We start from the raw sequence: 18,940 nt of genomic DNA on the forward strand, positions 1-18,940 counted from the left end.
CTGAACTACTGATCCACTGACTCGCTGTCGCTGGTGTATTGTATGAACGCCCCTTCAGCAACGCATGGACGAGTGTAGACGGATGTTAGTCCAAATTACGGCTCCAGCTTGACCGGCGGGGCTGGCAGACCTGTCCTGCCGTAAGCCGGCATGACCGGCAACGAACTCAGAAAGGAGATAGCTTATGCCCAAGGTTGCAATCTTAACGCCGGGATCCTACCCTTATCCGTCAGGTTCCAGCAGCTCGGTGGAGCGAGTCGTCGAAAATGTAACCGGACACGCCTCGTCCCGCGCGGACATTCGCGTGTACGGCCGGAGATGGCCGGGGCAATCCGAGTCGGAATGGGTGCGCGGCGTCAAGGTCGAACGGGTCGGACCGGTTTCCTTGCGATTGTATGTGTTTGAAGCATTGCGGTGCATGGCTCGGTTCCAGCCCGATATTATCCAGATCGAGAACCGGCCCCGCTATATTCCGATCGTGAAGCGGCATTTTCCGAAGGCGCGCATCTGGCTTCAGCTTCATTCCACCACCTTCATGCACAGACAGGCAATCTCGCCAGCCGGGCTTCGGAGGGCGCTGTCTGCCGCCGATCAGATATTTGTGAACAGCGGCTATTTGGAAAGGCAGGTGAGTAAGGCATGTCCGGGCTGTCTCGAAAAAACGGCCATCAATATGCTCGGCGTGGACGTCGGACGCTTCCCTTCACGCTGGACCGAAGAAGGGATCCAACGCTATACGAAAGAGAAAAGGGCGCGCGGATGGGAAGAGCGGGACATTGTCCTGTATGTCGGCCGCCTTATTCCCCAAAAAGGCGTCTGGGAACTGCTGCAGGCAGTGCCGCGGGTCGTCAGCGAGCATCCTCGGGCGCTGTTCGTCATTGTCGGAGGCGTGTCTTACGGATTGAATTGGAAGACGGCGTATGTCCGCCGCCTGGAACGGTTCGCGCGCAAGTACCCTCATCATATCCGGATGGTGCCTTATGTCCCGCATGAAGATATTCCGGCTTGGTACGCGATGGCCGACCTGCTTGCCGTCCCGTCGCTGCGCCGGGAAGCATTCGGCCTGGTCAATCTGGAGGCGATGGCTTCAGGAGTCCCGGTCGTGGCGTCCCGGGTAGGGGGGATTCAGGAAATCGTCCGCGACCGAGAGACCGGGCTGCTCGTTACCCCGCACCGCCTTCCTGTGCGGCTGGCGTCCGCCTTCCTCCGGCTGCTGCGGGATCGGGAAGCGCTGCGGCGGATGGGAGAGGCCGCTGACCGGCATGTGCGCAGCACGTTCACCTGGGAGCAGACGGCGGAGCGCTGGGCCGGCTTCATTGATCGCTTCGGCTGAGGCAAGCCCTGCCTTGGAACCGGTGCGGATATTGTCTGCTCCTTGACATCTCATCCTCTCCATATAGGCGAGTGACGATATGGGCCTATGCCGCATATGATGCTCTATATGTTGGGCATAGAACGGAAAGGAGAGAGCACATGAAAAGGAAAAATGAAAAGCGGACAACCAAGGGACAGAAGCCATTAAAGAAAGCGTCCAGAAAGCCGCTATACTTTGTAGACAATCCGAACCAGTCAGAGTTATCGCTGCTGGACCGTCTCAGTTCAACGAATAAGCCGCTGGACGATTCCAAGAGGGCAAGCGTGAACGCGTTGGCTGCCTTGGAAGCCGTAGAGCCGGAGCAAGAGATTTCGCTGCCGCCGGTCACGGCTGTATCCGAGCGGGACCGTTCCGCCGACGGGGCCGAGGAAGAACAGGCAGCGCAGACGGAGGCGGCAGAGGCTGAAGCGGAACGGCTGCTTCCCGAGAATACCCCCGCAGCGGCTGAACCGGAAGAACCCGAAGGGACAGGCGAGCCGACCCCGCCGGGAAGACCGCTATCCCGTCAGGCGGGGAGCGGCCGTCGCACTGAGCGCGTCGCGAAGCGGTATGCCGGTACGGAACGATCCCGGCCGGGCGAAGAGGAACGGCCATCGCGCAAGGACAGCAAGGAAGATCATCCGACCTACACGTCGGCATTCAGCATGCCGGGAACATTGCCGCTTGGGCCTGCGGCGCGCGATGCCGCCGCACGGCCGGAGACAGAAGAACCGGCCGCCCCGGCCGCCCCGGCCTCACCCCCGGCCGCTCAGCCGGAAGCGAGTGCCGCCGATACCCGCAAGGCGAAGGAGAAGCTGCTGGCCGAGAAGCGGAGTTCGGCGCGTTCAACCGCCTTTATTTATACCGATGATATCGCGGATGAAGCGGTGACGGAGGAGAAGCTGGCCGCCTATTCGATCAGCGGATCGAAGCTGCGTCGCGAGAGCATTGGGACCGACGTGCTGATGGACTATGCCGTTACATCCTTGAAGATCGCCGAGGAGGCGGTCACCGGCTCCAAAATAGCACCCAACTCGATTGCGGGGGAGCATTTAATCCGCAATGCCGTCTCTGGCGGAAAGCTTCGCGATCGTTCGGTTACAGGGGAGAAAATTAAGGACGGCAGCATCACTTCCGAGAAGCTGGCGGACAAAACGATCGATTCATCCAAAATCGCGGAAGGCTCGATCCAGGCGAAGCATTTGAGCGAGCTGCTTATTTCGGGGAACCTCATTCAGGATCAAGCCATTACCGCGGAGAAAATCCGCAGCGGTGCCATCCGCACGGAAAATCTGGCGAACGAATCGGTTGACGCCTCCAAGCTGGCGCCCGAATCGGTTACGAACTCGAAGCTCCGCGCCGGAGCGATTACCGGCGACAAACTGGCGCCGGGCTGCATCGATGCCCGCCATTTCAGCGAGGGGGCCATTGAAGGCCGCGCTATCGGCCAGCAGGCGGTAGAGGGCCGCCATATCGGTCCCGGACAGATCGACAGCACTCATATCGCGCCCGGCACGCTCTCCGGAGCGATGCTGGAAGCGAAGAGCGTCACGAGCGAGCCGCTCGCCGACGAGGCGGTGCACTCCCGTCATCTGGCCGAAGACAGCGTTCGCGAGGGGCATATAGGCCCTGGACAGATCAGCAGCCGCCATCTGGCCGATAGGCTCATTACTACCGCCAAGCTGGCGGATCAGTCTGTCAGCACGATGAAGCTTGTCGAGCACGCGGTCACCTCTTCCAAGCTGGCGGATCAAAGCGTGCTCTCAACGAAGCTGGCAGATGAAGCGGTCCGTTCCCGTCACCTCGCCAAGCAATCGGTCGATGGACAGCACCTGGCTCCCGAGTCGGTCGAGTCGCTTCACATCGCTCAGGAGGCCGTCAATGAAACACACATTGCGCCCGGTGCCGTAAATGGTATCCATATCATGGCGGAAGCGGTTCACGGCGCTCATCTTGCTTACGAGGCGGTGGAAGGCCGGCATGTAGCCGAACAGGCGATCGAGAGCCGGCATCTTGGGGAGGAGGCGGTGACTGCCGCCAAGCTGGCTCCGGCGGCCGTCTCATCCGATCAACTGGCGGATGGAGCGGTCATAGCGAGGAAACTGGCGGCTGCCAGCGTCACGCCGGAGAAGCTCGCCTATGGGAGCGTGCAGCAGCATCATCTGGCGGAGGGAGCGGTCGGACCCGATGCTATCGGCCCGCAAGCGGTCCAGGAGGAGCATATTGCCGCTGGAGCGGTTCGGTCGGGACATATCTATCCGCAGTCCATCCAATCTACCGAGCTGGCTCCGGAGGCGGTCACAAGCGAGAAGCTGTCGGTAAATGCCGTCTGCGAGCGCCATATCGGGACGGGAGTGATCTATTCCCATCATCTGGCCGACCATATTATTACCTCTTTGAAATTGTCTCCGGAGAGCGTATCGACCGACAAACTTAGCGACTTGTCCATCACGACCGCCAAGCTGACGAACGGAAGCGTAACCGCAGACAAACTGGCAGAGAACAGTGTGACATCTGCACATCTCGCTTCCGGAGCCGTGACGTCCGATGCCCTGTCCGAGGCGAGCGTGGAGGCTCAACATCTCGCTCCCAATTCGGTAGGGGCGGATCAACTGCAGCTCGAGTCGGTCTCGGGGGCGGCAATCCAAGAGGGGGCGATTAGCGCCGAGCATATCCTTCCCGGCAGCATAGGGTCGGTTCAGCTTGATGCCGCCAGCGTAGGCAGCGAACACGTGGCCGAGGGGGCCATTCAGGGCAACCATATCGCTGAAGGGAGCATCGGGTCCGATCATCTCGCGGATGCGGCCGTTACAGGAGATAAATTGGCAGAGGACAGCGTCGCGGCCCGGAATCTTCAAGCGGCAAGCGTAGATACCGATCATTTGGTAGAGGAAGCCGTCACCGGGCTGAAGCTGGCCCCTGGCTCAATCAGCTCTCATCACGTGCGGGAAGGGGCAATTCGTTCCGTCCATCTGGCGTCCCACTCTGTCGGCGAGGATCAACTTCAGCCGAAATCCATCTCAGCAGGGATGCTGCAGGAGGACAGCGTAACTTCGGTCAGCATCGCTCCCCAGTCTATCACGGAGAAGCATGTGGCGCTGGAAGCGATATCCGGCAAGCATGTCCAGCCGGAATCGATTCAGGGTTACCACCTGCGCAAAGGGACGATTACGATGGCGCATTTGGGCGCCGATGTGCTCACCAGCGACATCATCCCGGAAGGCAGTCTGGCCGGAAGCAAGCTTCAACCCCGGTCGGTGGCGGGCGGACATGTAACGGATGCCGCCATCCAAGCTCACCATCTGGCCGATGATGCGGTTCACTCCCGCCATATTGCGGTGCAAGTGATCCGTTCGGAGCATCTCGCCGCCAGCTCGGTATCGGGCGAGCATCTCGCGTCGGATTCGGTCAACGGCGAGGCGTTGGCGGAAGGCGCAGTCGGCAGCGGCCATCTATCGGCAAGCGCGGTGCGAAGCCATCATGTCGCCTCCGGATCGATTCAAGCGGAGCATCTGCAGAAGGACGCGATTACGGGGGATCATATTCGCCAGGCAACGATCGCCGGACGCCATTTGCAGCCGGGATTGATTGACAGCCATCATCTCCAGCCCGCCTTGATAGTGTCGGCTCACTTAAGCGAAGGGGCCGTGCTTCCGCATCATTTGCGGGAGCAGACCATCGGAGAACAGCATCTGCAGGCGGCAAGCATCCGGGCGGATATGCTTCAGGACGGTGCCGTGACGGAACGAAGCCTGAGCGACGGCTGCGTGACGAGCGGCAAGCTGGATTGGGGCAGCGTCGCGCGAGAGCATGTGCAGCCGGAAGCCATTGGCAGCACGGAGCTGGCGGCCGGCGCGGTTCATTCGTCTCATGTGCAGGCTGGCGCTATCGGCAGCGTCCATATTCAGACCGATGCGATCGGCAGCGAGCAATTGGCAGACGGAGCGGTTGGCCTGTCGCATCTGAATGAAGAGGTCGCGGAGCTGTTAACCACGGCGGCCACGCCGCAGCAGGCAGAGGCCTTTGTCATTCCGGAAGGATCTATCGAGACGGAAATGTTGCATTCCGGGGCCGTAACGGCAGAGAAGCTGGCTCATCAGAGTGTCGGCTCAATCCATTTGCAGGAGCAAGCGATTAATTCCTCGCATTTGCAGGAGCAAGTGATCAATTCCTCGCATTTGGAGGAAGCGGCGGTGGAGGGGCGTCATATCGGCCGGCAAGCGGTCGACAGTGAGCATATCGGTACCGGGGCCGTCAAGTCCGAGCATATTGCGAACGGAGCGGTCGTTGGCAGTCATCTGGCCGCAGGCGAAGTCACGGCGCACCATATTGCCGAGGGCCAAGTAGCGGGCCAGCATATCGGGGCAGGCGTCGTAACAGGCCATCACATCGCCAAGGGCGAAGTGGCCGGTTGGCATATTGGCTCGGGCGAAGTCAAGAGCCGCCATATTGCCGAAGGCGAGGTGTCGGGTTCGCATATCGGCGCGGGGGAAGTCACCGGCCGCCATATTGCCGAGGGCGAGGTGTCAGGTTCGCACATCGGCGCAGGCGAGGTGACCGGCCGTCATATCGCGGAGGGCGAAGTGGCCGGTCATCATATCGGAGCGGATGAAGTCACCGGCCGTCATATCGCGGAAGGCGAAGTGTCGGGCTCGCATATCGGCGCAGGGGAAGTCACCGGCCGCCATATTGCCGAAGGAGAAGTAGCCGGCCGCCATATCGGAACGGGCGAAGTCACCGGCCGTCATATTGCGGAAGGTCAAGTTGCCGGGGAGCATATCGGGGCCGGAGAAGTAAAAGGCCGTCATATCGCCGAGGGCGAAGTAGCGAGCGGCCACATCGGAGCGGGCGAAGTGAGAGGCAGCCATATCGGCGAGGCCGAGGTAGCGGGCCATCATATCGGGGCGGGCGAAATCACCGGCCGCCATATCGCCGAAGGCGAGGTAGCGGGCCATCATATCGGAGCCGGCGAAATCACCGGCCGCCATATCGTTGAAGGCGAAGTCACCGGTCATCATATCGGAACAGAGGAAGTCACGGGCCGTCATATCGGCGAGGGCGAGGTAACGGGCCGGCATATCGGAGCGGGCGAAGTCACGGGCAGTCATATCGCCGAAGGCGAGGTAGGAGGCCATCATATTGGAGCGGGCGAAGTCGCGGCCCATCATATCGCCGAGGGCGGGGTAACCCGCCGCCATATTGCCGAGGGCGAAGTGAGAGGCGGCCATATCGGCGAGGGCGAGGTAGCGGGCCATCATATCGGAGCCGGCGAAGTCACCGGCCGCCATATCGCGGATGGCGAGGTATCCGCCGAGCATATTGGAGCAGGCGAGGTCGTCGGCCGTCATATCGCCGAGGGGGAAGTAGCGAGCCGCCACATCGGAGCGGGCGAAGTGATAGGCAGCCATATCGCCGAGGGCACGATATCGAGCCGTCATATCGGAGCGGGCGAAGTCACGGGCCGCCATATCGCCGAGGGCGAGGTATCCGGATGGCATATCGGAGCAGGCGAAATCACAGACCGTCATATCGCGGAAGGCGAAGTCGCGGGTTATCATATCGGCAAGGGCGAAATCGCCGGGGAGCATATCGGGGCCGGAGAAGTAAAAGGCCGCCATATCGGCGAGGGCGAGGTGGCGGGCCATCATATCGGAACCGGTGAAGTCACCGGCCGTCATATCGCCGAGGTTGGAATAGCCGGCCGCCATATCGGAACGGGCGAAATCACGGGCCGTCATATCGGCGAGGGCGAAGTCACGGGCCTGCATATCGGAGCAGGCGAAATCGCGGGCCGCCATATCGCGGAGGGCGAGGTAACGGGCCAGCATATCCGGGCGGGTGAAATTACCGGGGGCCATATCGCGGAGGGCGAGGTAGCGGGCCATCATATCGGGGCAGGCGAAGTCATGGGCCGTCATATCGGCGAGGGCGAAGTGACGGGCCAGCATATCGAAGCGGGCGCAATCGCGGGCCGCCATATCGCCGAGGACGAGGTAACGGGCCAGCATATCGGAGCAGGCGCAATCGCGGGCCGGCATATCGGAGCAGGCGCAATCGCGGGCCGCCATATCGGCGAGGGGGAAGTGACGGGCCAGCATATCGAAGCAGGCGCAATCGCGGGCCGGCATATCGGCGAGGGCGAAGTGACGGGCCAGCATATCGGAGCAGGCGCAATCGCGGGCCGCCATATCGGCGAGGGGGAAGTGACGGGCCAGCATATCGAAGCAGGCGCAATCGCGGGCCGCCATATCGGCGAGGGCGAAGTGACGGGCCAGCATATCGGAGCAGGCGCAATCGCGGGTCGCCACATCGCCGAGAGTGAAGTGAGGGGCCAGCATATCGAAGCGGGCGCAATCGCGGGTCGCCACATCGCCGAGGGCGAAGTCACGGGCCAGCATATCGGAGCAGGCGCAATCGCGGGCCGCCACATTGCCGAGGACGAGGTAACGGGCCAGCATATCGGAGCGGGCGCAATCGCGGGTCGCCATATCGGCGAGGGCGAAGTGAGGGGCCATCATATCGGAGCGGGCGCAATAGAGGGCCGCCATATCGGCGAGGGCGAAGTGACGGGCCATCATATCGGAGCAGGCGAAATCGCGGGCCGCCACATCGCCGAGGACGAGGTAACGGGCCAGCATATCGGAGCAGGCGAAATCGCGGGCCGCCACATTGCCGAGGACGAGGTAACAGGCCAGCATATCGGAGCAGGCGCAATAGAGGGCCGCCATATCGGCGAGGGCGAAGTGACGGGCCAGCATATCGGAGCAGGCGAAATCGCGGGCCGCCATATCGGCGAGGGCGAAGTCACGGGCCAGCATATCGGAGCAGGCGCAATAGCGGGCCGCCACATCGCCGAGGACGAGGTAACGGGCCAGCATATCGGAGCGGGCGCAATAGCGGGCCGCCATATCGGCGAGGGCGAAGTGAGGGGCCAGCATATCGGAGCGGGCGCAATCTCGGGCTGCCATATCGCGGAGGGTGAAGTGACGGGCCAGCATATCGAAGCAGGCGAAATCGCGGGCCGCCATATCGGCGAGGGCGAAGTGAGGGGCCAGCATATCGGGGCAGGCGAAATCGCGGGCCGCCACATCGCCGAGGACGAGGTAACGGGCCAGCATATCGGAGCGGGCGCAATAGCGGGCCGCCATATCGGCGAGGGCGAAGTGAGGGGCCAGCATATCGGAGCGGGCGCAATCTCGGGCTGCCATATCGCGGAGGGCGAAGTGACGGGCCAGCATATCGAAGCGGGCACAATAGCGGGCCGCCATATCGGCGAGGGCGAAGTGACGGGCCAGCATATCGGGGCAGGCGAAATCACGGGCCATCATATTGCCGAGAGCGAGGTAGCGGGTCATCATATCGGAACGGGCGAAATCACGAGCCGCCATATCGCCGTAGGGAAAATAGCCGGTTATCATATCGGAGCAGGCGAAATCACGGGCCGTCATATCGCCGAAGGGGAAGTAGCCGCTCAGCTCGGAGCAGGCGAAATCACGGGCCGTCATATCGCCGAAGGTGAAATAGCCGGTCATCATATCGGAACAGGCGAAATCACGGGCCGCCATATCGCTGAAGGTGAAATAGCCGGTCATCATATCGGAGCAGGCGAAATCACGGGCCGCCATATCGCTGAAGGTGAAATAGCCGTTCATCATATCGGAACGGGCGAAATCACGGGCCGTCATATCGGTGAAGGGGAAGTAGCCGGTCATCATATCGGTACAGGCGAAATCACGGGCCGCCATATCGCTGAAGGTGAAATAGCCGGTCATCATATCGGAACGGGCGAAATCACGGGCCGCCATATCGCCGAAGGGGAAATAGCCGCTCAGCTCGGAACAGGTGAAATCACGGGCCGTCATATCGGTGAAGGGGAAGTAGCCGGTCATCATATCGGAGCAGGCGAAATCACGGGCCGCCATATCGCTGAAGGTGAAGTAGCCGGTCATCATATCGGAGCAGGCGAAATCACGGGCCGTCATATTGGCGAAGGCGAGGTGGCCGGTCGCCATATTGGTTCCGGTGAAGTGAAAGGCGTGCATATTGCCCCAGGAGAAGTAGCCGGTGCTCATATTGGTGGGGGCGAAATAACGAGCTTCCATATCGGCGAAGGCGAGGTCACCGGTCGCCATATCGGCACAGGCGAAGTAACGGGCCGTCATATCGCGGAGGGAGAGGTAACGGGCCAGCATCTCGGTGAGGCAGAGATTACGGGCCGCCATATCGCCGAATGCGAGATTATGGGCCATCATCTCGGCTCAGGCGAAATCACGGGCCGTCATATTGCCGAAGGCGAAGTGGCGGGTCATCATATCGGAACGGGCGAAGTGATCGGCCGTCATATCGGTTCGGAGGAAGTGACTGCTCGCCATATTGCCAAAGGCGTGATCGGCGGTCAGCATCTCCGAGCGGGTGAAGTCACGGGCCACCATCTCGGCGAAGGTGCGGTTGCTTCCCATCATCTCGGTGCGGGTGAAGTCACGGGCCTTCATATTGCCGAGGGCGAGGTAGCAGGCCGTCATATTGGTTCCGGTGAAGTAAAAGGCGTGCATATTGCCGAAGCAGAAATAGCCGGTGCTCATATTGGTGGGGGCGAAATAACGAGGTTCCATATCGGTACAGGCGAAGTCATGAGCCGCCATATCGGAGAAGGCGAGGTAACGGGCCAGCATATCGGTACAGGCGAAGTCACGGGCCGCCATATCGGAGAAGGCGAGGTAACGGGCCAGCATATCGGTACAGGCGAAGTCACGGGCCGCCATATCGGAGAAGGCGAGGTAACGGGCCAGCATATCGGGGCGGGCGAAATCACGAGCCGCCATATCGGTACAGGCGAAGTCACGGGCCGCCATATCGGAGAAGGCGAGGTAACGGGCCAGCATATCGGTACAGGCGAAGTCACGGGCCGCCATATCGGAGAAGGCGAGGTAACGGGCCAGCATATCGGGGCAGGCGAAATCACGAGCCGCCATATCGGAGAAGGCGAAGTGACCGGCCAGCATATCGGGTCAGAGGAAGTGACTGCCCGCCATATTGCCAAAGGCGAAATTGGCGGGCAGCATCTCCGAGCGGGTGAAGTCAGAGGCCTTCATATTGCCGAGGGCGAGGTAGCCGGCCGCCATATCGGAGCAGGCGAAGTCACGGGCCGTCATCTCGGCGAAGGCGAGGTAACGGGCCGCCATATCGGAGCAGGCGAAGTCACGGGCCGTCATCTCGGCGAAGGCGAGGTAACGGGCCAGCATATCGGAGCAGGCGAAGTCACGGGCCGTCATCTCGGCGAAGGCGAGGTAACGGGCCAGCATATCGGAGCAGGCGAAGTCACGGGCCGTCATCTCGGCGAAGGCGAGGTAACGGGACAGCATATCGGAGCAGGCGAAGTCACGGGCCGTCATATCGGAGAAGGCGAGGTAGCGGGCCATCATATCGGCGCAGGGGAAGTCATCGGCCGTCATATCGGAGAAGGCGAGGTAACGGGCCAGCATATCGGTACAGGCGAAGTCACGGGCCGTCATATCGCCGAAGGCGAAGTGACCGGCCAGCATCTCGCAGCGGGGAGCATCCGGGCCGAGCATTTGGAAGAGGGAGTCTTGGATTCGATCGCACTCCAGCCCGGATCGGTTACGCCGGAGAGCTGTTCCTTCGTTCCCGTCCGCACTTCGATGCCGCGCAGCGGAGCGTTGCAGCAATTCGGGATGAGTGCATTTCTGCTTCAGGGGGAGACAGATCGGGTAGACGTCCGGATTGCCTTCGACGAGCCGTTCCCGAATAATCAATATGTTCTTGTCGCGATGACCAATCACCCGGAATGCCATGCCGTGCTCAAATCGCAAGCAACGCACAGCGCGGTTCTTGAGATACACCGCAAAGACCCGCAGTCACAGCCGTTCGGCTGTGTATCCTGGATTGCTATCGGCTAGCTTGCCGCCGGTACGCCAGGGAAGCAAGGAAGCCGCCAGTTGGCAACTGGCGGCTTTTTTGCGACACCCGGGGAAATCCGCCGGGTTATGAAAGGAAGCTGGCCGAATGTGCACATGTGCCGTTGCACTCTGGACTAAGCCTCATACAATGGGATGTAAATACATGTGCAATTTGCCCGGGAGGGAGACGTCCAATGGCCCATTCCAAAAGATATCGTTCTGCGCGAACGCGTACCCGCCGCCCGGTACGTCGATATCGAATCCATAACGCTCCTGATCCCTTTGTGTCGGTCATCATCCCGGTGTTGAATGAACGGCGGACACTGGCCCGTGTCATTGAACGGGCGGCACAAGTACATCCGGCCACAGAGGTCATCGTCGTCGCGAACGGAACGACGGACGGTTCAGACCGGATCGCGGAAGAGATGGGAGCCCGCGTTCTTCGCTACGCCATTCCGCTCGGCCACGATAAGGGGAGATCCGCTGGAGCCCAAGCTGCGGCGGGACGCATTCTGCTGTTCATCGACGGCGATATGGTGCTGCCTGCGGCGGAACTGCGCCCGTTCGTTCATGCGGTGAACAACGGCGCCGACGTTGCTCTCAATAAGTATCAGGGGCCTGTCCGAAAGCATGATGTGCATGGAGTTGTCCTGGCAAAGCACGCACTGAATGCCATGCTGTCCCGTCAGGATCTGGGGGGAGCTTCCTTGACAGCCGTTCCGCATGCGTTGAGCCGACGGGCCCTTGACCTGATCGGTGCCGACGCGCTGTCCGTTCCGCCGCTTGCGCATACGATGGCCGTTGTATGCGGGCTGAATGTCCACGCGGTCCATACGGTTAACGTTGGCCGCATGAACCGGATACGCGTGCGGGGGCTGCGCAGGGATCCGCTGGAATCGCTGATTTGCCAAGATCATTTGCAGGCCATTCTCTGGCTGATGGAACAGCGGGGCCCCCGGGGCGGCCACTCGGATTTGACCAGACAACGGGAGCGGGTGACATGATGCCATGAGAAGGAAGCGATCCTTCCGAAGAACAAGGAACGTTATCCGGGGACTGCGCCATTCGGCGCGCCGCCGCCGGCCGATTCGGGGAAGAAGAAAAGGCTCCCGCCGGCTTCCGGCGGGCCGAATAATAAGACGACATCGGTTCTCGACACGCGGACATAAGCAACTGCCTGAGCCCAAGGCAAGAGTTGAATGGCTGCATGCTGCCCAGGATGCGGGAAGGAGGCACGGCGACGAGTATGCCGCATTGGGGGGTCAGGATGCCCATAAGGACCTCGTCCGCTTCATGCAGAGCCGGTTCACCGAGTTCCTTGCGCCATACCGTGTAGCTCCTTTAACCTACGCGGAAGTCAGGGAGTTGGCGAAAGTGTTCAGGGTTGGATTTACGACAGGAAAATATCAGAACGGGAGGGAAGCGGTCCTCATTCCGACCACAAGGCCGATCGATGCCATCGTATGCGCCCAAAATGAAGAAGACAGCATCGCAGGAGTGCTGAAGGAGCTCGGGCGTCTGCCGTTGTCCCGCACCATCGTCGTGGTGAACGGATCCTCGGACGGCAGCTTGCAGATGGTTCAGCAAGCTTCGGAGGATGCCTGCATCATTCACTACCCGGAAGCGCTCGGGCATGATGTGGGCCGCGCTGTCGGAGCGAGTCTGTCTCATGCGGAGATTTTGTTGTTCGTGGATGCCGATATCCCGATAGCCGCGGAAGAATTGGGCGCTTTTATATGGGCATGCGACAATGGCATCGATGTGGCTCTGAACGACATCAGTCCGTTCCTGGGCCCTTTCTACAGCCGGGACGGAATTACGTACTGCAAGGAGTGGCTGAATCGCAGTCTGGGCCGTGCAGACTTGCATGCCAACTCGCTGACCGCTGTGCCGCATGCCATTACTCGCCGGGCCCTGGATACCGTAGGCGTGCAAAATTTGATCGTTCCTCCCAAATTCCAGACGCTTGCCTTGGTGCGGGGCCTGCGGATTGAAGCGGTGCACGCGGTCGATGTAATCGGGAGGAATCGGATACGCCGCACGAATGTAGGCGCGTCAAATCCGGTTGCGGAGCTTATCATCGGGGATCATGTGGAGGCGTTTTATTCCTTGTGGGAGGAAAATGCGTCATTTTTCAGCGAAACGCACCAACGCGAGCAAATTGCCGAGAGGAGGAACCGAGGATGATGTCCATCCTCCGCCCCGGAGCTGCGCACCACCCCTTTCCGTTATTGGAAGACAATCTGTAAGCCGTACCGCTGAGAGTGCGGAGGCTTTCCCAACTTTGCGATAAGGAGGAAACCGAGTGAAAGGAATTATTTTGGCGGGAGGCACAGGCACTCGTCTATATCCGTTGACGAAGCTCATGAATAAGCATCTGCTGCCGGTAGGCCGGCATCCGATGGTCAGCTATGGCATCGAACGTCTGCGTGCGGCGGGCATTACGGATATTATTATGATCATCGGGAAAATGTCGGCGTCCTTGTTTACAGACTATTATGGAAGCGGGCAGTCGAGCGGCGTTCATCTTACCTTCGCCATCCAGGAGGAGGCGGGCGGCATCGCCCAAGCACTCTCGCTGGCGAAGCCGTATATTGCACCAGGCGAGAAATTCGTCGTGCTGCTCGGCGATAATTTGTTCCGCGATGATCTGGCTCCGTATGCAGCGGCATTCGCCGAACAGGGGCCCGGCGAAGCGCGCGTGTTGCTCCGGGAAGTGCCTGACCCCCATCGTTATGGAGTGCCTGTCTTCGACAGCGCCGATCCGAAGCGAATCGTCCGCATTGAAGAAAAGCCCGAAGAGCCGCCATCATCGTATTGCGTCACGGGCATTTACATGTATGATACCGATGTCTTTCAGCATATTGAGGCGATTGCGCCATCGGAGCGCGGAGAATTGGAGATTACGGATGTCAACAACCGGTACGCGGCCGCCGGCATGCTGCAGTATGATGTCCTTCGATCGTGGTGGACGGATGCCGGCACGTTCGAGTCGCTGCATGAAGCAGCTCAAGAGTTGAAGGAGGTCGAGTTATGAAGCGGCTTCTCGTAACCGGAGGCATGGGGTTCATCGGCAGTAATTTCATTCTCTATATGCTGGCCCGGCATCCGGAAATCCACATTACGAATCTGGATGCACTTACTTATGCCGGCAATCCGGATAATTTGCAGCATATTGCCGATCGCGGAGCCTACCGCTTCATACGGGCCGATATCACAGATGCGGCGGCTGTCGAACAGATTATGGAGGAGGGGGCCTTCGACGCGATCGTGCATTTTGCGGCTGAATCCCATGTGGACCGCAGCATTGCCGATCCGGAATCCTTCGTCCGCACGAATGTGCTGGGCACGTTCCGATTGCTGGAATCGGCCCGGCGCCATCCCGTTTCACGTTTTATTCACGTGTCGACCGACGAAGTGTACGGGACGTTAGGATCGACCGGCTTATTTACGGAAGACTCCCCGCTCCTGCCGAACAGCCCCTATTCCGCCAGCAAGGCCGGCTCGGATATGCTGGCACGCTCCTATGCCCGCACATATGGCATGCCTGTCATTATTACCCGCTGCTCCAATAATTACGGTCCCCGGCAGTTTCCGGAGAAGCTCATCCCTACGATAATCACGCAAGCGATTCAAGATCGGCCGATTCCCGTATACGGGGACGGTTCTCATGTGCGAGATTGGCTGTATGTCGATGATCATTGCGCAGCCATCGACGCGGCCTTGAAGCATGGGCAGCCGGGCGAGGTCTATAATATCGGCGGCCACCAGGAGCGCACCAATCTGGAGGTTGTGCGGATGGTGCTGAACGAGTTGGGCAAGCCGGAATCGCTAATTGCCTTCGTCTCCGATCGCCCGGGGCATGATCTGCGGTATGCGATCGATCCTCGCAAGACCGAACGCGAGCTCGGCTGGAGTCCGAGCGTAGGCTTGGCCGACGGAATGAAGCAGACCGTTGCCTGGTATATAAACAATCGCGCATGGTGGGAACGCGTACTCTCCGGAGCGTATTTGCAAGGAAGGTAGGTATCTCATTCCTTCACCGAAGCCGGCTCGCTGTCCCATTCGCCATACAGATGAAGCCCAGGAAGGGAGGAGACACGAATGGCAAAAATGACGGTTCGCCGCTGGCGCGTTTTCCGTATGAGGAAGGTGCGGGCTAGCCGTAAGGGACCCCTGTACCGCAGAGCCTTGCATCTGTATCGCAAGCGGGGGCAGCCCTTCGGCAAGCGGCCGGCTCGGCAGATTAAGCGCAAGCATCGGCTGGCTCCTGCCCCGGCCGTCGGCGGCTCGCCGGAGACGCAGCCTGACCTGGAGACCGAATGTCGGCTCAGTTATGAAGACGGGTTCCGCAAAGGCAAGTATGAGGGAGGGGAGCGCATCCTCGCCCGGATGCTTCCCGGGATGACCCTGCTTCCCGATTTGACGGTCGAAGACGTTATCTCTCTGGGAGTCGAGCAGGTCCGCCATTTGTTGAAGCCGCTGATGGGGACGGCCGACGTGTTCCATGCATTGGAGACGGCTTTGGAGGAACGGAGACCTTGCTCGCTGGTACGGCTGGGAGACGGCGAACTGCTGGCATTGGCGCACGGTACGGTGCTGAGCGCGGAATTAGTGCGGAGAGAGGGGACATTCCTCGAATATTCGGGCATGAATATTCCGGATTATGTCCACCGGGATCAACTGGCGGCGGCAGTGAGCGCAGCATCGATCATCGGCGTGCCGGTGGCCCCCGAGGCGAACTTCCGGGGGCTGCTTTCCCCCGTGTTTCAAGCGTACGGCATCCAGATCGCGCCACGCCAGTTTACTCTCTCCACCATTAACTATTCATTGGCCGAAGAAGGTTATCTGTCCCGGCTCATCCAAGGCCGGCGCGTGCTCGTCATCGGCAATACGGCCCCTTCGCTTGCCGCGGCTCTTGCTGGCAAAGGGGCGGTCATCGCCGGCACGATCGCCCCGGTCAAAGGCATGAATGATATTCCTGATGTTCTGCAGGAGGCCGCGAAGCATGAATATGATTTGGCCGTCGCCGCCGCAGGCATTCCTGCAGTCATCCTGGTTCAACGCCTAGCCGAGCAGTTCGGCAAGGTCGCTATTGATTTCGGACATTTGGCGAATCTCATCATAAATGGCACTATGCATTTATCCTAACTTAAATGAAGGAGGTGCGCCGAGATGCCACCAGTGCGTTCCCACCGTATTATTCCCCGTGTGCCCGCAGGCAAGCGGCGCGTCCCCGCATCTTTCATGCGGGCTGCAACCGGACGGAGCGGACAGCAACGGTACGAGCGGGGGTATGCCTGCGGCTATGCGGAAGGATTGCGGGCCGGTCAGGCTCAATACGGAGTTCCCTTTGACGGCACAAGCATCATCATCCCGACGTATAACAAGGCCGAACTGTTAGAGAAATGTATTGACAGCATTGAGGCTCATACGACGCCCCCCTATGAAATCATCGTCGTCGACAACGCTTCGACGGACGGCACCGCCGCCTATCTCCTCCGGAATACCGGGAAGCTTCGCTTCCATATCCACGAGGATAACCGCGGATTCTCCGGAGCGGTCAATACGGGGCTGATGATGGCGAAGGGGGGGACGATCTGCATCTTGAACAACGATATTCTGGTGACCCCGAATTGGCTCACCAACCTTCTCAACTGCCTCCAAAGCGATGACAAGATCGGAATGGTCGGGCCGGTAACCAATTTCATCAGCGGCGATCAGCAGATTGAAGTTCCTTATCGCGATATTGAGGAGATGTATTCGTTCGCAGCGGCCCATAATGTGACGAGTGCGGGGAAATGGCAAGGAACGGATCGGATTGTCGGGTTTTGTCTCGTATTCCGCCGGGAGCTGTTCGAGACGACCGGCTATTTCGACGAAGGCTTCGAGATCGGCAATTTCGAAGATGAAGATTATGTGCTTCGGGTGCGTCTTAACGGACGCAAGCTCGTGATTGCGCGGGATACGTTCATCCATCATTACGGGAGCGTAACGATGAGGGAGCTTGGGGACCAGTTTATCGCGATCAATGATAAAAACGCTGCCTTTTTTCGTGCGAAATGGGGAAATTCCTTCAACCTGGTTCAGCGTGCGAGAGAAGCGAACAGGGACCCCGGCCTTGGCCGCTGTCATGATTTCTACCCGACGCATGTCGCGGTTACAGGGTTGACAGATACGGTCTATTGGGTCGAGCACGGCACCAAATATCCGCTTGTCGGCCATATCGGCGTCCCGATCGTAACTGTCTCGCAAATTGATTTGCGAGGCTGGCCGACAGGGCCGGCCATGGATGCGGGAGTTGCCAGGGATAAGTGGAACCGGCAATCCGAGCCGGACGGGGCTATTGCGGACGGGGCCGTTTTCACGACGGAAGGGGGAAAATGGTACCAGCGTCAAGGGGCAGAGTACCGAGAGATCATCAGCGAGCATGCCCTTCGAAGATGGCAGCTGGAGAACCGGGTGCAGCAGCGGACGGATAAAGAGAGACGCGAACTGATAGCGGGGCTTCCGATTATCCCGGCGCCGGTCATCGCTTCATTTCATTTGTAAGCAGCGACGGTCCGATGAAGCCCGGTCCACAAAAGGCTGGGCTTAGGGCAGTTTTGGGCGAGTGGCCCGTATACACTCGCCTGTGGACCGCATATGTTAAGACAAGGAAGCGAAGTTAGCACTTGTACGCGATCCGTTTTGTTGCCAGGGAGGAAAAAGCATGGAGAACGTTGTGGACGAAATTATTATTCATATGTCCCATACGCATCAGCACATGGCCCGCGTTCTGGATGCGGAACGTCAGGTGGCGGTGCGGATGGCGCAGATCATTCACGCCCTGCCGGACGTCAATCCCGACTTTGCCGGTCTGAGCGGACTGAAGGTCCAATCCGCCGCACTAACGAAAAATCTCGTCGCCTACCTGAACGGAATCGCGGAATTGGAAGAGGCGCTGGCCGAGCAGCTCGAACAGGTGATCAAAGAATTGAACGACGCTGGCGAAGAATGAATCGATAGGGGGGAGTCCGGTTGAGCAGAGAGCGCTCCTATCATCTTATATTGGATGCCATAGCCAAGATGCAGTGGAATGTCGCTATGATTTTGGAAGCTAAAGCGGTGGAGGCAGAAAAGACGCGAAATTGGATGTTGAATCATTTGACGGAGTCTGCTTTTGTCACCCATAAAGAGCAAATCAGCGATCCGTTGGAGATCCATGATCAAATCGTAGAGGTCCTCGACGGATTGACCAAAATCCAGCTCAGTCTCGCCCGGAATATGAAAGCCGTTCTTGATCGCGGGGACTCGGGTTCGATGGGAGACGGGATCTCGGACGGATCTTTCAGCGGAGAATTTGATTTGGGGAGATAGACGGTCATGATGCATAGATCGCAGGAGGATAAAGTTAAGCTGGAAATGATTCAGGCCATCGTCCGCAGCCAATCCGCCCTGGCCCGGATGCTGGAGAACCTTGCGGATGTGACCGAGCATGCGGAAGGCTCCGTCAAAGGAATCAAAGAGGATATCCGGCTGCTGTCGAATTATCAGCTGGCGTTATGCGGGATGATCACCGGCTGGCGTTCCCGTCACAAGACAACCGGAACTCCTGCAACGCCCTGGTTCAATCCAGCTCACTTCGATGGAGCCGTACTTGACCCGAGGAGTACAGGAGGGTGAATCT

General features: G+C 59.7%; 11 protein-coding genes. All 11 read left to right on the top strand.

What is annotated here, in order from left to right; all coding sequences use genetic code 11:
* The first annotated feature begins 184 nt into the window (after nt 1–184).
* The 11 genes from L6439_RS06160 to L6439_RS06210 all read left to right on the top strand — a co-directional run bounded on the left by L6439_RS06160 (nt 185) and on the right by L6439_RS06210 (nt 18,936).
* Entirely contained in the window at nt 185–1,333 is a 1,149-nt protein-coding gene (locus tag L6439_RS06160) for a glycosyltransferase family 4 protein (RefSeq protein WP_213468857.1), read from the top strand.
* A gap of 140 nt (nt 1,334–1,473) precedes the next feature.
* Nucleotides 1,474–11,271: a WIAG-tail domain gene (locus tag L6439_RS06165; protein ID WP_237096764.1), complete on the top strand. Its 9,798-nt coding sequence runs from the start codon at nt 1,474–1,476 to the stop codon at nt 11,269–11,271.
* 194 nt (nt 11,272–11,465) lie between these two features.
* Nucleotides 11,466–12,275 carry a glycosyltransferase family 2 protein gene (locus L6439_RS06170; protein ID WP_237096765.1) on the top strand — a complete coding sequence of 270 codons (810 nt, stop codon included), beginning with the start codon at nt 11,466–11,468 and terminating at the stop codon, nt 12,273–12,275.
* A gap of 4 nt (nt 12,276–12,279) precedes the next feature.
* Nucleotides 12,280–13,458: a glycosyltransferase family 2 protein gene (locus L6439_RS06175; protein WP_168179710.1), complete on the top strand. Its 1,179-nt coding sequence runs from the start codon at nt 12,280–12,282 to the stop codon at nt 13,456–13,458.
* Nucleotides 13,459–13,576: 118 nt separating this feature from the next.
* Nucleotides 13,577–14,308, top strand: coding sequence for a sugar phosphate nucleotidyltransferase (locus L6439_RS06180; protein ID WP_168179709.1), 732 nt, complete (start codon nt 13,577–13,579; stop codon nt 14,306–14,308).
* Nucleotides 14,305–15,297, top strand: a complete 993-nt coding sequence (gene rfbB / locus L6439_RS06185; RefSeq protein ID WP_168179708.1) for a dTDP-glucose 4,6-dehydratase — start codon at nt 14,305–14,307, stop codon at nt 15,295–15,297. Before L6439_RS06180 ends, rfbB begins: the two co-directional genes overlap by 4 nt.
* Nucleotides 15,298–15,375: 78 nt before the next feature.
* Nucleotides 15,376–16,422 carry a GT-D fold domain-containing protein gene (locus L6439_RS06190; RefSeq protein ID WP_237096766.1) on the top strand — a complete coding sequence of 349 codons (1,047 nt, stop codon included), beginning with the start codon at nt 15,376–15,378 and terminating at the stop codon, nt 16,420–16,422.
* 24 nt (nt 16,423–16,446) lie between these two features.
* On the top strand, nt 16,447–17,823 hold the full coding sequence (locus L6439_RS06195) for a glycosyltransferase family 2 protein (RefSeq protein WP_168179707.1): 1,377 nt from the start codon (nt 16,447–16,449) through the stop codon (nt 17,821–17,823).
* Nucleotides 17,824–17,983: 160 nt separating this feature from the next.
* Nucleotides 17,984–18,271: a nucleoside-diphosphate sugar epimerase gene (locus L6439_RS06200; protein WP_168179706.1), complete on the top strand. Its 288-nt coding sequence runs from the start codon at nt 17,984–17,986 to the stop codon at nt 18,269–18,271.
* Between the two features lie 20 nt (nt 18,272–18,291).
* Nucleotides 18,292–18,630: an alpha-helical endospore appendage domain-containing protein gene (locus L6439_RS06205; protein ID WP_213468859.1), complete on the top strand. Its 339-nt coding sequence runs from the start codon at nt 18,292–18,294 to the stop codon at nt 18,628–18,630.
* 6 nt (nt 18,631–18,636) lie between these two features.
* A complete protein-coding gene (locus L6439_RS06210; RefSeq protein WP_213468860.1) occupies nt 18,637–18,936 on the top strand; it encodes a hypothetical protein in 300 nt (99 codons plus the stop codon).
* The last annotated feature ends 4 nt before the right edge of the window (nt 18,937–18,940 follow it).

It is taken from the genome of Paenibacillus dendritiformis (assembly GCF_021654795.1).
Lineage (GTDB): Bacteria > Bacillota > Bacilli > Paenibacillales > Paenibacillaceae > Paenibacillus_B.